The sequence below is a fragment of the Microvirga vignae genome, from assembly GCF_001017175.1.
Classification (GTDB): domain Bacteria; phylum Pseudomonadota; class Alphaproteobacteria; order Rhizobiales; family Beijerinckiaceae; genus Microvirga; species Microvirga vignae.
The window spans coordinates 1-13335 of the sequence record NZ_LCYG01000063.1 but is presented as its reverse complement, the minus strand read 5'-3'; the positions used below and the strand labels follow the sequence as shown (position 1 = coordinate 13335).

13 protein-coding genes and 2 pseudogenes are annotated in these 13335 nt (G+C 60.9%); 5 read left to right on the top strand and 10 right to left on the bottom strand.

The features are described from left to right. Positions 1 to 7: 7 nt before the first annotated feature. From AA309_RS22955 to AA309_RS22925, 7 genes are all read right to left on the bottom strand, one after another. Positions 8 to 1051 (bottom strand): tartrate dehydrogenase, encoded by a 1044-nt coding sequence (locus AA309_RS22955; protein ID WP_047191360.1) that lies wholly within the window; start codon positions 1049 to 1051, stop codon positions 8 to 10. Positions 1052 to 1062: 11 nt separating this feature from the next. Beyond that, positions 1063 to 2532 carry an aldehyde dehydrogenase family protein gene (locus AA309_RS22950; protein WP_047191359.1) on the bottom strand — a complete coding sequence of 490 codons (1470 nt, stop codon included), beginning with the start codon at positions 2530 to 2532 and terminating at the stop codon, positions 1063 to 1065. 164 nt (positions 2533 to 2696) lie between these two features. After that, complete coding sequence (locus tag AA309_RS22945; protein WP_047191358.1) at positions 2697 to 3053, bottom strand: cupin domain-containing protein; 357 nt, start codon at positions 3051 to 3053, stop codon at positions 2697 to 2699. A 16-nt stretch (positions 3054 to 3069) separates the two neighbouring features. Then, the gene (locus AA309_RS22940) at positions 3070 to 4020 is read right to left on the bottom strand and encodes a 2-hydroxyacid dehydrogenase (RefSeq protein ID WP_047191357.1); all 951 of its coding nucleotides are present in this window, start codon (positions 4018 to 4020) and stop codon (positions 3070 to 3072) included. After that, the gene (gene argE, locus AA309_RS22935) at positions 4017 to 5141 is read right to left on the bottom strand and encodes an acetylornithine deacetylase (RefSeq protein ID WP_047191356.1); all 1125 of its coding nucleotides are present in this window, start codon (positions 5139 to 5141) and stop codon (positions 4017 to 4019) included. Before argE ends, AA309_RS22940 begins: the two co-directional genes overlap by 4 nt. A gap of 662 nt (positions 5142 to 5803) precedes the next feature. Then, positions 5804 to 6157: an MATE family efflux transporter gene (locus AA309_RS33435; protein ID WP_244470459.1), complete on the bottom strand. Its 354-nt coding sequence runs from the start codon at positions 6155 to 6157 to the stop codon at positions 5804 to 5806. Beyond that, positions 6060 to 7745: an ABC transporter substrate-binding protein gene (locus tag AA309_RS22925; RefSeq protein ID WP_244470458.1), complete on the bottom strand. Its 1686-nt coding sequence runs from the start codon at positions 7743 to 7745 to the stop codon at positions 6060 to 6062. The genes AA309_RS33435 and AA309_RS22925 overlap by 98 nt, the downstream gene beginning before the upstream one ends. 416 nt (positions 7746 to 8161) lie before the next feature. Here AA309_RS22925 and AA309_RS22920 point away from each other — a divergent pair, with 416 nt between their 5' ends. The 4 genes and pseudogenes from AA309_RS22920 to AA309_RS22910 all read left to right on the top strand — a co-directional run bounded on the left by AA309_RS22920 (position 8162) and on the right by AA309_RS22910 (position 10311). Then, entirely contained in the window at positions 8162 to 8590 is a 429-nt protein-coding gene (locus AA309_RS22920; RefSeq protein WP_047191354.1) for a transposase, read from the top strand. Positions 8591 to 8616: 26 nt separating this feature from the next. Next, positions 8617 to 8943, top strand: a pseudogene (locus AA309_RS22915) (transposase); the annotation flags it as partial. Then, on the top strand, positions 8861 to 9202 hold the full coding sequence (locus tag AA309_RS37830; protein ID WP_425286900.1) for a pentapeptide repeat-containing protein: 342 nt from the start codon (positions 8861 to 8863) through the stop codon (positions 9200 to 9202). The pseudogene AA309_RS22915 and the gene AA309_RS37830, both read left to right, overlap by 83 nt. Before the next feature lie 83 nt (positions 9203 to 9285). Beyond that, entirely contained in the window at positions 9286 to 10311 is a 1026-nt protein-coding gene (locus tag AA309_RS22910; RefSeq protein WP_047191352.1) for an IS110 family RNA-guided transposase, read from the top strand. Positions 10312 to 10638: 327 nt separating this feature from the next. On the opposite strand, the pseudogene AA309_RS22905 reads toward AA309_RS22910, so the two are convergent. The 3 genes and pseudogenes from AA309_RS22905 to AA309_RS22895 form a co-directional block, all read right to left on the bottom strand. Beyond that, positions 10639 to 11250: pseudogene (locus tag AA309_RS22905) on the bottom strand (IS6 family transposase); the annotation flags it as partial. Between the two features lie 250 nt (positions 11251 to 11500). Continuing rightward, a complete protein-coding gene (locus tag AA309_RS22900) occupies positions 11501 to 11791 on the bottom strand; it encodes a hypothetical protein (RefSeq protein ID WP_047191351.1) in 291 nt (96 codons plus the stop codon). A gap of 16 nt (positions 11792 to 11807) precedes the next feature. Next, on the bottom strand, positions 11808 to 12338 hold the full coding sequence (locus AA309_RS22895) for a DUF1612 domain-containing protein (protein WP_244470457.1): 531 nt from the start codon (positions 12336 to 12338) through the stop codon (positions 11808 to 11810). Between the two features lie 460 nt (positions 12339 to 12798). Between AA309_RS22895 and AA309_RS34560 the strand changes: the two genes are divergently transcribed. Continuing rightward, positions 12799 to 12987, top strand: a complete 189-nt coding sequence (locus AA309_RS34560; protein ID WP_150117704.1) for a hypothetical protein — start codon at positions 12799 to 12801, stop codon at positions 12985 to 12987. Positions 12988 to 13335: the final 348 nt, after the last annotated feature.

Genomic DNA, 13335 nt, shown 5'->3' with positions numbered 1-13335 from the left:
TTTTTGCTTAAACCATTGCTGCCAGAACGGCATCTGTAATCACCCCTGTCCTGTCTTTGCCGGGCGCGGTGCCAATGCCTCTGGCAGTAATCGCTTCGATCGCGCCCATCACATCCCTCGACGCATCCGCCTCGCCGAGATGCTCCAGCATCATCGCGCCTGACCAAATAGCAGCGATGGGGTTGGCAATGTTGAGATGAGCGATGTCGGGGGCGGAGCCGTGCACCGGCTCGAACATCGAGGGAGCGGTGCGATCCGGGTTGATGTTCGCTGATGCGGCAAAGCCCAATCCGCCTTGGATTGCCGCACCGAGATCCGTTAGGATGTCACCAAAGAGGTTGGAAGCAACCACGACGTCCAGCGATTCCGGCGCCATCACCATGCGAGCCGCCATGGCATCGATGTGGTAGTGCGACACCTCGACGTCTGGGTACTCGCGCGCAACGTCCCGTGTCACCTCATCCCAGAACACCATGGTGTACTTCTGGGCGTTCGACTTGGTCACGGAGGCCAGCTTGCCGCGACGGGCTCTCGCCCGGTCGAACCCGAAGCGAACGATGCGCTCAACGCCCTTGCGGGTGAAAATCGCTGTTTCGACTGCTATCTCGTCCGAAGTGCCCGAATGCACCCGTCCGCCGGCTCCGGAATACTCTCCTTCGGTGTTCTCGCGAATGCAAAGGATATCAAAGCCCTGCGCACGCAGGGGACCGGTGATTCCTGGCAGCAGCCGGTGCGGGCGAATGTTGGCGTATTGAATGAATGCCTTACGGATCGGCAGGAGGAGACCGTGCAGCGACACCGCGTCGGGCACCTCTGCCGGCCAGCCCACCGCGCCGAGATAGATCGCATCGAAGGTACGCAGCGTCTCAATCCCGTCCTCTGGCATCATCGCACCGGTCTGTTTGTAGTGCTCGCAGGACCAAGGAAATGTCGTACCCTCGAGGTTGAAATTGTGCTTGCTTGCGGCGGCCTGCAGTACGGCCCAGGCGGCTGCGGTGACGTCCTTGCCGATACCATCACCTGGGATGAGCGCTATGGAATAGGTCTTCATGAATTGCCTTCTCAGAGGTCGATGAGCACGCTTTTCGATTTGCGACTGGCGAGATAGGCCTCCCGCCCGAGGTCCTTGCCGATACCCGAGCTCTTGTACCCACCGGTTGGCAAAATGTGGTCACGCGACCGGCCGTACCGGTTGACCCACACGGTTCCCGCCTGCAGGGCTTTGGTGATGCGCAAGGCGCGGGAGAGGTCGCGCGTGAACAGGCCGGCCGCAAGCCCGTATGTCGGGTGATCGGCGAGCGCAAGCGCTTCCTCCTCGCTGTGGAAGGTCTGCATCGTCAGCACTGGGCCGAAAATCTCCTCGGTCACCGCATGTGAAGACGAATCGACACCGACCAGCAGCGTCGGCTCGTAGAAGTAGCCGGGCCGTTCCATGATCTGCCCGCCGACGACGCACTGGGCCCCTTCCGCTACGCTTTTGCGCACGATCGCATCAATCCGATCGAGCTGACGCCGGGAGATAATCGGCGAGTACTGCGTCTCCGCGTCCCAGGTCACGCCGGGCCTGATATTAGCCATGTGACGGGCAATGGCCGCACTGAGCGCTTCGGCGATCTCTTCCGAGGCGATCAGACGCGATCCGGCAACGCACGCCTGTCCCGCATTGGCGAGAATGCCACGCGCGATCGCCGATGCCGCAAGGTCCAGGTCTGCATCGGCGAACACGACTTGAGGGCTTTTGCCCCCTAGCTCCAGCGTCATCGGCTTGATGCCGGTCCGCGCGATGTTTTGCATGATAGCGGCGCCGGCCATGGTCGAGCCAGTGAAGCTGACCTTCGCAATGTCAGGGTGCCCAGTGATGGCGTTGCCGGTAGTTTGACCGTCACCAAGGACGATGTTGATGAGGCCGCGCGGGATGCCGGCCCTGACTGCCAACTCGGCCATATAGAGGGTGGAGAACGGCGTCATCTCGGATGGCTTCAACACTACGGCGTTGCCAGCGGCAAGCGCGGGACCCAGCTTCCAGCCGGCCATCGAAACCGGAAAGTTCCAGGGCGTGATCGCACCAATGATCCCGTAGGGCTCGGTCAGCGTCATACCGAAAGTGGTACCCGAGGTCGGGACGACGTCGCTTCCCTCCTTGTCCGCGAATTCGGCAAAGAAGCGGATCTGCTCGGCTGTGACGGCGATGTCACCCTCTATCAACTGGGCGATCGGTCGTGTCGAAGATGCGGCCTCCAGACGCGCAAGCGTCACCGCCTCCTGCTCCATCAGATCCGCCCAGCGTTGCATCGCCTTGACGCGCTCGCGCGGGCGCGCATCGCCCCAGCCGCTGGTCTTCAGCGCCCTCTTGGCACTCTGCACCGCGCGATCGACAAGCTCCGCGCCCGCGACGGGGCACTCGCCATAGGCGCGGCCATCCGAGGGCCGGCGCATTTCCGGCCCACCGTCACCAACCGCCGCGACCGGCTCGCCATCGATGACATGATAGAAGGGAAACGCGAGCGTTTCGGGATCGAAGCTCAAGGTCATGCGGCACCTCGCCCTGCTGTTCGATTAGAGGCTAGCGCCAAGTGCGCCGCATTTTACATCGACGTCTGCGCCTCGGACGGTGCAGAATCGTGCCGAAAGGCTGTCTTGCGGTGAATTGTTTGGGAGACAGGCGGGCGACGTTACTCACCCACCCGCTTCCTGGATCATTCGTAGACGCAGACGTAGATCTTACGGACTGTCTCGATGGTCCTCCAGACGCCGACGAAGCCGGGCTTCATCACAAAGCTGTCCCCAGCACGGTAGGTTTTGGTCTCACCATCTTTTTCCTCAATCTCGACAAGACCCGAGATGAGATGGCAGAACTCGTATGTGGTGCCCTTGATCGAGTGCGTTTCGCCGGGAGTCGCCTCCCAAACGCCTGTCAGCACCTTGTCCTGACGAGAGGCGTCCTGCGCCCATGTCTTGAACGATGGATTGCCGGAAATCAGCCGTTCCGGCATGGGCAGTGTTTCCTTCGGTGAGAAGTCTGGATTGGTATCGATGGTGACGAGAAGTGACATACTTTTCTCCTGGGCTTCAATAGCCGCGTATCCGATCGACGAGGCCGATCGGTTCCTGACCGGCACGATGGCGCCGGATATTATCAATGACCGAGCGGGCTGCCGTGTGAGGCTGGGTCACGCTGGCGATGTGTGGGGTCAGCATCACCTTTGGGTGGCTCCAAAGCGGGTGACCTTGCGGCAGAGGTTCGGGATCGGTCACGTCGAGAACCGCCCCGGAGAGCTTTCCGGTGTCGAGGGCAGCGAGGAGCGCCTGTTGGTCGAGCTGCGGGCCACGACCGACATGCAAAAGCCCAGCACCCTGCGGCAGGTGCTCGAACAAGCGAGTGTCCAGAATTCCACGCGTTTCATCGGTCAGGGGCAGCAGGCAGACCAGGATGTCCGTCTGCGCCAGGAATTCCGGCAGCTGCTTGGTGCCATGAAAGCACCGGACCCCGGTTAAGTCCCGTGCGCTCCGGCTCCAGCCGGCCAAAGGAAACTGGAACGGCGCAAGCCGCTCGATCGCCGCTTGCGCGAGCATGCCAAGACCAAGGAAACCGAGCCGCCGCTCGGGCGCCTGCGGAATAGGGCGCGCTCGCCACTCCTGCGCCCACTGCTGTTCGCGATATGCGGGCATATCCCGATGCAGGGAAAGGACGCCGAGTGTCACATATTCCTGCATCATGCGGACAATACCCTCTTCCACCATCCGCACGAGCTTCACGCTCTCAGGGACGCTGCCGGGCCGGAACTGGTCCACCCCAGCGCCGATGGAAAACAAAACCTCGAGATTGCGGTATCGGTCTATCTCCTCAGGTGCTGTCCAGGTCAGGAGGTAACGAACCCGTTCCGGTAGGACAAAGTCTCCCCTCTGCACGACCTCGATGTCTGGCAGTTCGCGAGCGAAAATCTCGCGGAACACGGCGCCGCGCTCAGGATCTGAATTAAAAAGAAACACCTTTTCGCCAGCCTGTCGTTTGGAGGTCATCCTGAGAGCCGCGCACCCAAAGCTTCAATCATCTGCTGGCAGGCATGCAATTCACCTACTGTGATGTATTCCTCGGGGCGATGGGCGCGGCCGATGTCGCCGGGACCGCAGATGATCGCGTCGATGCCCGCCTGCTGGTAAAGGCCGGCTTCGGTGCCGTAGCTGACCGCCGCCAGAGCCTCCTTGCCTGTCAGCTCCGTCAGCAGGTGCGCAAGGGGACTGTCGGCGGCTAGCGAAAGGGCTGGATAGGCTGAGAGCTCACGCCAAGTCGTCCTGAAGTTCTTGGTCTGCAGGGCTTCGAGATGCGCCTTCACCGGCTCCAACAGCGTCAAGGGCAACGTGCCGGACACGGCACGCACCTCGATATCGGCGGTGCAACGATCCGGGATGATGTTGACCGCCTGGCCGCCGGCGATGACACCGACTTGCAGCGACGAGTAGGGGGGCTCGAAGTTCCGGTCGAATGGCCCTTTGGCAAGCAACTCGCCATAGGCTACAGCCTGGATGATGACACCTGCCATGGCGTGCACGGCATTCAAGCCAAGATGGGGTTGAGAGGAGTGCCCGGACCGACCGATCACTTCGAGGCGCACAGCTGCCTTGCCCTTGTGCGCCCGCACGGCCTGCATCCGGCTGGGCTCTCCGATGATGGCGCCGACAGGCGTCTTGCACAGATGGGGAAGAGCCGCGATGAGATGCGGAACACCGCGGCAGCCGGCCTCTTCGTCATACGAAAAGGCCAAATGAATAGGCTGGCTTAGGTCACTGGTGGCGAGTTTGGGAAGAGCCGCAAGCACACAAGCAAGAAAGCCCTTCATATCTGTCGTACCGCGGCCGTAGCGCCGGTCCCCCTCTGCCCGCAAGGAAAAAGGGTCGGAGCTCCATTCGGCTTCGCCTGCTGGCACGACGTCCATGTGGCCGGACAGGATGTAACCGGCCTTGTCGCGCGGGCCGATAGTGGCGAACAGGTTGCAGCGGTCTCCCTCGGGACCAGGCAGAACCGCGACCGTTGCACCGTGCGACCTGCAATAGTCGGCGATAAAGGTGACGATCGCGCCATTGGGCGTGCCCACAACAGACGGGAAGGCAACCAGTCGTGCCAGAAGATCTTCTACCATCATGGGGCACCAAACCTATTTGCGCAGGACCTGCACCATTGAGGCGACGGTAGCTCTCCGGCCAGAACTTTTCATGCCGGATTATGACTAGCCACGGGTAAAAGATTTCGAATGCCAGGGCATATCGAGTCAAATCTACTGCTGGTCCTCTGCAATGCTGTGGCCAAGCGGCAGTGGCCGAGCGACGATTCCGAAAGCGGCGCGATCGCCAGAGTTCCGGCAGTATGGAGCATTGGCGATGTGACTTGGCGCCAGGAAGGCAGTAATACAGCAATGCAAAACCATTTACGCGCGGAGTCCTTTGAACTTAGCTCAAGCGACATTGCACCTGTTGATGTAAAGATGGAGTGCATGAGATTGTGGGGCAGCTACTGAGATGGTCTTCACTGGAAGGCTGCGATGAGACTGGGTCGGCAGCAGTGCAATGAGAGCTACGACCGCGCGCAACATTGTCGCTCCACATTTCCTTATGCTCCCCTAGTTGGGGAGTGTAAGATAAGACTGCTTGGGCGCTGCCGACAGAAGAAAGGCCGTTTCAGAACGAAAAGAGATTGGCGTGTGCCGTCTGTTTACTACAGATTTCAATCTGCTGGTTGACTGCCACACACAACCATAAGTCTCCTGATTTGCTTCGAATCAAGCAGAGGGGCCGGACTGGTCAACCGTCACGTGGGGCAGTAACAGGCAAAGTAAGCTGAGCGAGTCAAATTGCTGATGGCACAGGTATAGGCCGCCAACTCTCCAGAGGCAATCTCGTCATGAAGAACAAGCCCGTAGATAGCAAAGGCCAGGATCATCAGATTCCGCATGGCCCCGGTCCAGGTCGCGCCCGTATAGATGCCGTCGAAAGCGAAGGCGGCGGCCCCGATGAAAGGCGTGAGGGCTGCAAAGACCAGGTAGTCCCTGGCGTAGACGCGAACGTCAGGGCTCGTGCTGACGAAATCGATGAACAATCCTCCTCCTACCAGGAAGACGGCGGAAACGCCGAGACCGAAACCCAGGCTCCAGCCGAGGCTCAAGCGAATGGCGCGGCGGAAGCCGCGTTCGTCGCGGGCTCCGAGCGCGCTGAAGATCGCGAAAGCGAGGATGAGCGCCACGTTGCGAATCATGGAGCGACAGGGCCGGAGTGAGTACGTAATAGTTGAGCGGGTGCGACTTGAAGTTCTTCACCTTGGTCGAATGATACGCGTCGTAGGTGGTCTCGTGGATGAGAAAGACCGTCAGCGCCTCCGACTGGATCTGCTTGGCGATGTCAGCATACATCGGCAGCCGCTTCTCTGGCTCAGGGGTCGCGTAAATCGCCTCGAGCTTGGCGTCCATTTCTGAGGTGCAGTATTGCGAGATGTTGAAAGCGCCTTTGCATTTGTAGTCGGCGTTCAGATAGCTCGCTGGCTCGGCCGCATCGGTGAGATAGCCGCGGGACATCAGGCCCATGTCATAGTTGCCGGACAGCATGTCGGGCTCGATGGCGTTGTATTCCGCAACCCTGATATCGACCTGAATGCCAATGTTCTTGAGCATCTCCTGGATGACGGCCGCCACGTCCTTCAACTCCGACTTATTCAAATAGGCGAGGAGATTGACCTTGAGGGTGCCAGGCTTCACCCCGGCCTCCTCGAGAAGCGCCTTGGCCTTGTTGACGTCATAGGCCGGCTTCATGCCCTTCGGCGCCCACGGATCCGTGGGGACGAACGGGCCCACGGCCGGTTGCACCGCACCCTCGTACACCGCCGCCGCGAGGGCGGCGTTGTCGATGGCAGCCTGAATCGCCTGGCGCACCTTGATGTTGTCGAAGGGCGCCTTCTTGTTGTTCATCAACAGCATTGTGGTGCGCGGGGCGTTGACCGCCTCGAGCTTTACGCCCGGCGTACCCTTCAGTTTGCGCACGATCCATGGCGGGATCAAACGAGCGATATCGGTCTCACCGGTGCGTACTTGCGTAGCACGGGTGTTCGCATCTGCGATGAAGCGGATTTCTGCGCCGTCGAGGGCGGGCTTTCCACCCCAGTAGCTCTCGTTGCGCTTGACGGTCGCGCGGGTCGGGTCCACCTCGGTGATGATAAACGGTCCGGTACAGGCATTGATCGGGTTGATCTTCCCGTCCTTATAAGCAGACGGGGACAGGATTGACGTGGCAGGGCTTGCCATCTGCAGGGGTAGCAGCACCGAAGGCTCAAGGGTGGTGATCTTGACGACCTTGTCGCCAACTGCCTCGACCGACTTGATCACCTTGGGCGAAAAGGCGCGCGCCGGCATTTCTGCCTTCAGGAGATTGTTGAGCGCGTTGGCCGCACTCTCCGCGTTCAGGGGCAGCCCATCCTGGAACTTCACGTTGTCCCGAAGGGTAAACTCCCAGGTGGTCGGAGAGGTCTGGGTCCACGATGTTGCGAGGGACGGCTGAAGGGTATTGTCGAAGCCGATCCGCGCAAGGCTCTCGTAGCAGCCCGAGCGCGAGCCGACAAACGCATCGTCCGAGGCCATCTCCCAGCCCGTTTTGGGACTCCACCAGTCGACCATCCGAACCGTGTTGGAGCCGGCCGCCTGAGCGAAGGCTGATGTTGAGAGCGTTGCCGCGCAGAGTGCGAACGCTAGGCTGTAATTGCGCATGTTCCCCATTCCTTCTGTGGTCGCGGCAGATGCCTAGGGGCATCGTCCGGCGTGAGTGAACCGCATTGCTTTAACGTTCTAGCGCGTCCGTGTTGATCGGACCGTCTGTCCGCCGGGGCTCCCGCCGCAGGTCGGCATCTGCACGGATGCGGGGGCGCACCGGATGACAGGTTCTTTTCGCAGAATTCCTATCTCTCCCGACGGTGCGAACCGCCCGTATTGAACGACCTTCCCCTTTGGGAATGTCAAGTATCTTCAGAATCGTCTTCTTAATTCGGCCGGATCTGCTGCTGAGGGCCGTGTTATAAGTCAGTTGTGCTAGGCCGTGTGGACGGATTGAGATGAGTAATGGGTGAGTGGATTCCCAAATCAGTGTGGCGGTGATTCATGGCGGGTCGGCTTCAGGAGGCGCGACCATGTTGACGGGGATGAGGGAGGAAGATTGGGCAACGGTGCTGCGGGTGTTTGCCGCCTCGTGCTCCCGGCGCGGCGCCAAGGGCCGCAATGACCGCCGCTTCCTGGAGGCACTTCACTATTTCACGGTTCACAACATCACCTGGCGAGCCCTGCCCTCCTGTTTCGGAAATTGGAACTCGGTCTGGAAACGCTTTTGGCGCTTGAGCCGGGCGGGCGTGTTTGAGGCCTTCTTCGAGGCCCTGGCGGCCCTGAGCGAGACCGCGCACCTGGTGCAGATGTTCGATTCCACCATCGTGCGGGCCCATGTCTCGGCGGCTGGGGCAAAAGGGGGCAGAGCCGGCAGGCGCTGGGCCGCTCGCGGGGCGGCTTCTCGACCAAGATCCATCTCAAGACCGACTGGGACGGTGGCCCGCTGGGCTTCCACCTGACCGGCGGGTAGGCCAGCGACAGCCCTCACTTCGAAACGCTGCTCGATCTCGGTCCCGATGTCACACCTCGCGCTGCGGTGGGCGACAAGGGCTATGACTCGGGGGCCAACCGACAGGCCGCCCGGTCTCGCGGCATCTGCCCGGCCATTCCGTACCGCACGACGACCAAAGAGAAGCCGAAGTTCTTTCCCAACATGCTCTATCGCGGGCGGGCTCGCATCGAGCAGACCATGGGAAAGCTCAAGCGGTTTAAGCGCGTTGCTCTACGCTGTGAGAAGACAGACGAGAACTACCGCTCGTTCGTTGCTCTTGCTCTCAGTTTCATGCTCATCAAATCCGTCCACGCGACCTAGCCTAACTGGCGCTGGCCTGAGTAGCGCCAACCTGACCTACGCTGACCTGCGCGAGGCCAACCTGTTCAGTGCCAAGCTGGACAGCGCTGATCTAAGCAACGCCGATCTGCGCGACGCCACCCTGACCGGCGCTTTCGTTAGTGCCTTCAGCAGACAGGGGTGGAACGGGCCGCCACCGGGTTGGAAGGTGTACAATGATCAAGGCCGGGCCTGCCTTCGGCGAAGCGATGCACCCCCATCAGAACCGACTCCGCAATGAGTCGGTTCTGATGGGGTGGACGCCCCCCGACGGCCTCGGTGTGCCAAAGTGGAGGTGTTGAACACCACTTGAGGGAGGCGTCCATGGGAGAGGTTAGCACAATCGGCTTGGATCTGGCGAAGAACGTCTTTCAGGCGCATGGGGCTGATGCATCGGGCGCGGTCCTGTTCCGCAAGACGCTGCGGCGGCATCAGGTTCTCACCTTCTTTGCCGGCCAACCGCCATGCACGGTGGCGATGGAGGCCTGCGGCAGCGCGCACCATTGGGCCCGCGAGATCGGCAAGCTAGGTCATCGTGTGCGACTGATTCCACCCGCTTACGTGAAGCCCTTTGTGAAGCGCCAGAAGAACGATGCCGCGGATGCCGAGGCGATCTGCGAGGCGGCTCAGCGCCCGACCATGCGCTTCGTGGTGGTCAAGAGCGAGCAGACGCAAGCCGCCGCCCTCGTGTTCCGCGCGCGTGACCTCCTGGTGCGGCAGCGGACCCAGATCATCAATGCGCTGCGCGGTCATCTGGCCGAGTTCGGCATCGTGGCGGCGAAAGGACCAGCTCGTGTTCCGCAGCTCATGCAGGCTGTCGAGGATCCGACCGAGCCGATCCCGGAGCTCGCTCGTCCAATCCTCCAGATGCTGATCGAGACGCTTCGGGGATTGGACGAGCAGATCACACGTCTGGACCAGGAGATCATCGAGCGAGCGAAAGAGGATGAGACAGCACGTCGGCTGATGACCATTCCCGGTATCGGCCCGGTGACCGCAGTCGCCCTTGCAGCACTGGCCCCACCGGCTGAGGTCTTCAAGCGCGGACGGGACTTTGCCGCCTGGGTCGGGCTCACGCCCTCGGAGCACTCCACCGGCGGCAAGCAGAAGCTGGGAGCAACCTCGAAGATGGGTGAGCGGACCTTGCGTCGCCTGCTGATCATCGGCGCCAGTGCCGTTGTGAGCTGGGTGGCTCGCAACGGGGCTCCCGCGGGATCTTGGATCGCGCGGATGGTGGCGCGTAAGCCGCCGATGCTGGTGCGGGTGGCGCTGGCTAACAAAATGGCTCGCATCGTCTGGGCCCTGATGGCACGAGGCGGGGTTTACCAGGCTCCGGCTGCGGCGGCATAAGCCGTCGCCGCTGTGGGGCTGTTGGGGCGTGGGAAGATCGAAGGAGAGAGATGGCGCAACGGTCACGAGACGGAATCAGGAAAACCAGCTTTGCGACAGGTGCCGTGAGCACGTGGTTGTGAGCACGTGGTTGTGTATTGGACCTGATCCACGAACTCCCATCCGGGCCCGCGGCGTGTGAACGGCCGCATCAGAGGCCGAACACATGTCCGCATCTGACCACGCGCTGCATCAAACCTGAAGATTCCTCTTGCGTCACACGGGGCGTCTACACATGTCGCAAACTCGGAGAGGAGACGCGAAACGGGCAACTACTCAGTAGCAATCTCAGGCGGCGAGCAGGTCGAACTGCTCCGCGAGTGACGGTTGTGCATTACAGGCATACTTCGCCTGCTGCTTGCGCATCATATGGATCATCTCGATGCCGCCGAGGATCACACGGGCAGAGGCCATGGACTGGAAGCCCAGCATCGACCGCACCCGCCTCTTGATGGCCCGATGATCCTGTTCGATGCGATTGTTGAGGTAGCGACTCTGCCGGATCCGGATCGGCTGCAGCTTGCGTCTTGATCGATCCTGGAACCGGTCTGTTGTATCACGGAATAGGATTGCCTCTTTGTTTGTCTGGCTGCCATCAATGGTGATCCGTTCCACTCGATCATCCCATTCAGCGCACGAGCCAGAAGGCGCTTCGCGGCAGTGAGATTGCGCCGTTCACTGGACCAGAATTCGATCGTGTCGCCGTTGCTGTCGACCGCTCCGGAGATATTTTCACTTACCTCGAACTTTGATGTAAGTTTTGTCGAGATGCCATTTGCCCATGACGGCCCTCTTGCGCTGGTTGAAGCGCTCGAGCAGCTGAGGCGAATAGCTAATAACCCATCTTTGAATCATCGCATCGTCGACTGAAATGCCTCATTCGGCCATCATCTCCTCGAGATGATGTCAGACGCGAGAAGAGTGTACGTCGTCTGATAGTACGGGTCATCGGCTGAGATGCCGAGAATTTTGGCTATAGCTTTGACTTCATATGGGTTCTTTGGCTGCTGAGGACGTGTCGCGGCCAAGGAACCGGTAGCGTCAGAGAGGAACCATTCCGAGTTTGTCCGGTTTGGCGCGGTTTATTGCACAAACCTTGCGCTCCCCTCGACATCTGCGTGGTTTGAGCGCGTTCCGCGCGCCCAAGCGTCTACAGCCAGGGAGGAGGCTCTCTGCTGAGTTCATCGGCCGCGACGGCTGCAAAGAGCTCCATGGCTTGGCCTAAGATATGGCCGGCGAGAAAGGCGGGTTTGTTGATCGTCGCAAGCGCGGCAGGGAGTTCCTCTTCTTCAAGCTTCTTTAGCGCTCGATCCCGTTTTTTGTCGGTTTTAAGCTCCAGGACGAGCATTCCCAGATGTGCCGCAAGCTGGGCCAGCATCTCGTCGTCGGTGCCGGGATTGTCGAACCGGAATGGCGGCGGAAAAGATTGTCTCTTTTTCATCGGGTGCTCCGAGACGTTACCTTGGTCTGTCACGTTGAAGCCTTTTACAGACCGTGATGGCCTGTCCAGAATCACACGATCCCCTAGGCGCGGTAGCGGGTGCGGCCGGTGAGCTCCCGCGGGCTCCGCCGAGCTGGGCCAGCATCAGGTCGACAGCCTTGGGCGTGACCTTGAGCAGCTTGGCCCCGAGCGGCACCGTCACCAGCGGGCGCGACAGGAACAGCTCGACCAGCTCCGGCAGCTTCGAGTTGCTGCGGCACTTGTCCGTCACCCAGCTCATCGGCTCGCGGGCGAGGATCAGTCGATCCAGATCCTTGTTGTCGATGGCAATCGCCTCCTCCACCACCGTGCAGAAGCCCTCCAGCTTCTCCAGAATCCCTTCCCTCCCGCGCGGCCGGAATCTGGATTGCTTGAACCCGGCCGCGAGCGGCAGCAGATGGGTTGTCAGGCCCCTCGCCCGCAGGATTGCGGCTGCCATGATCAGACCGAGCCAGGGCAGACGGGTATAGAGATTCAGGCTCAGCCAAGCATCCCAGGCGATTGCCACGGCGACGATCACCGGTCAGTGGGCGGTGCGCTTGACCACATCCAACCAGAGATCCTCGTTCTCAGCTTCGTCCAGATCAGGATCATGGACCAGATGCGAGCGGCTCTTGGCCAAAGAGAGCGTCGATCTCGGTGAAGTGAGCCTTCCAGGGATCCACGTCGTTGGCAAATTTGGTAACGGAGGAATTTGAACTCCGACCCAAGATTATGCTGCATCTGCTCTAAAGTTCAGCCGCCTCATTGGTGCGCACGTGGTGCGCACGGGAAGGGATTACAACAGCACAAAAGGCAAGTATCAGCTTCCAGGAAACCCTTGCCGGTTAAGGGTTCGAGGTGGTGGGCGCGCTGGGACTCGCACCCAGGACCCTCTGCTTGAAAGTCAGAGGCTCTCACCGTTTCGTGCAGTCGGCTCGAATAAGAGCTCTGCTGCATCCCTTTCGCTCTCATCGGCAGGTGGCTCCATGCGAGCTTTGGGCCTGTTTCTCCTCGTTATCGTTTCCGATGGCGTGCGGGGTTCGACTGGATTGTGCCGAGCCCAGCCGCTGCTTCACAAGCTGGCGCATGCGCGCAAGCGCCTCCTGCACCTCACACCGGTCGGACACCTCCCGGGCCGAGAACTCGTGCCGGCACAGCCGACAGACCATGTCTGATCCAAACTGAAGATTGCTCAGCCGAACCTTGAACAACCGCTGGCAGTGGGGACAGGCCAGATCGATCCGTGTGCTCCCGTGATCCTCGACCAAGCTGCATCCTCCGGTTACGGTTCACCCGGCAGCCCTGAAGCAGGGCAGTAAGGCGACAAAGAGGCGTCTCCTGTGTGGATGGGCTCTACACGATGGCCCACGCCCTGTAGCGCGTTTGGCCGCTGAGCTCGCGCGGGGCCGGCCGAGCGGTTCTGATGGGGCGGACAGCGGCTACGGAATGATTTGGAATACTTTGAGCTCCGGCGGCTTCCCGTCGGTGATGAAGTCTCCCTCATAGCGACCCGCGTGGGTGTG

Excerpts from the sequence above, each read along its gene's own strand:
- AA309_RS22955 (WP_047191360.1), bottom strand. The coding sequence starts at position 1,051 with ATGAAGACCTATTCCATAGCGCTCATCCCAGGTGATGGTATCGGCAAG.
- AA309_RS22940 (WP_047191357.1), bottom strand. The coding sequence starts at position 4,020 with ATGACCTCCAAACGACAGGCTGGCGAAAAGGTGTTTCTTTTTAATTCA.
- AA309_RS22920 (WP_047191354.1), top strand. The coding sequence starts at position 8,162 with ATGTTGACGGGGATGAGGGAGGAAGATTGGGCAACGGTGCTGCGGGTG.
- argE (WP_047191356.1), bottom strand. The coding sequence starts at position 5,141 with ATGATGGTAGAAGATCTTCTGGCACGACTGGTTGCCTTCCCGTCTGTT.
- AA309_RS34560 (WP_150117704.1), top strand. The coding sequence starts at position 12,799 with ATGCGAGCTTTGGGCCTGTTTCTCCTCGTTATCGTTTCCGATGGCGTG.
- AA309_RS22950 (WP_047191359.1), bottom strand. The coding sequence starts at position 2,532 with ATGACCTTGAGCTTCGATCCCGAAACGCTCGCGTTTCCCTTCTATCAT.
- AA309_RS22945 (WP_047191358.1), bottom strand. The coding sequence starts at position 3,053 with ATGTCACTTCTCGTCACCATCGATACCAATCCAGACTTCTCACCGAAG.
- AA309_RS22900 (WP_047191351.1), bottom strand. The coding sequence starts at position 11,791 with ATGAAAAAGAGACAATCTTTTCCGCCGCCATTCCGGTTCGACAATCCC.
- AA309_RS22910 (WP_047191352.1), top strand. The coding sequence starts at position 9,286 with ATGGGAGAGGTTAGCACAATCGGCTTGGATCTGGCGAAGAACGTCTTT.
- AA309_RS22925 (WP_244470458.1), bottom strand. The coding sequence starts at position 7,745 with ATGCGCAATTACAGCCTAGCGTTCGCACTCTGCGCGGCAACGCTCTCA.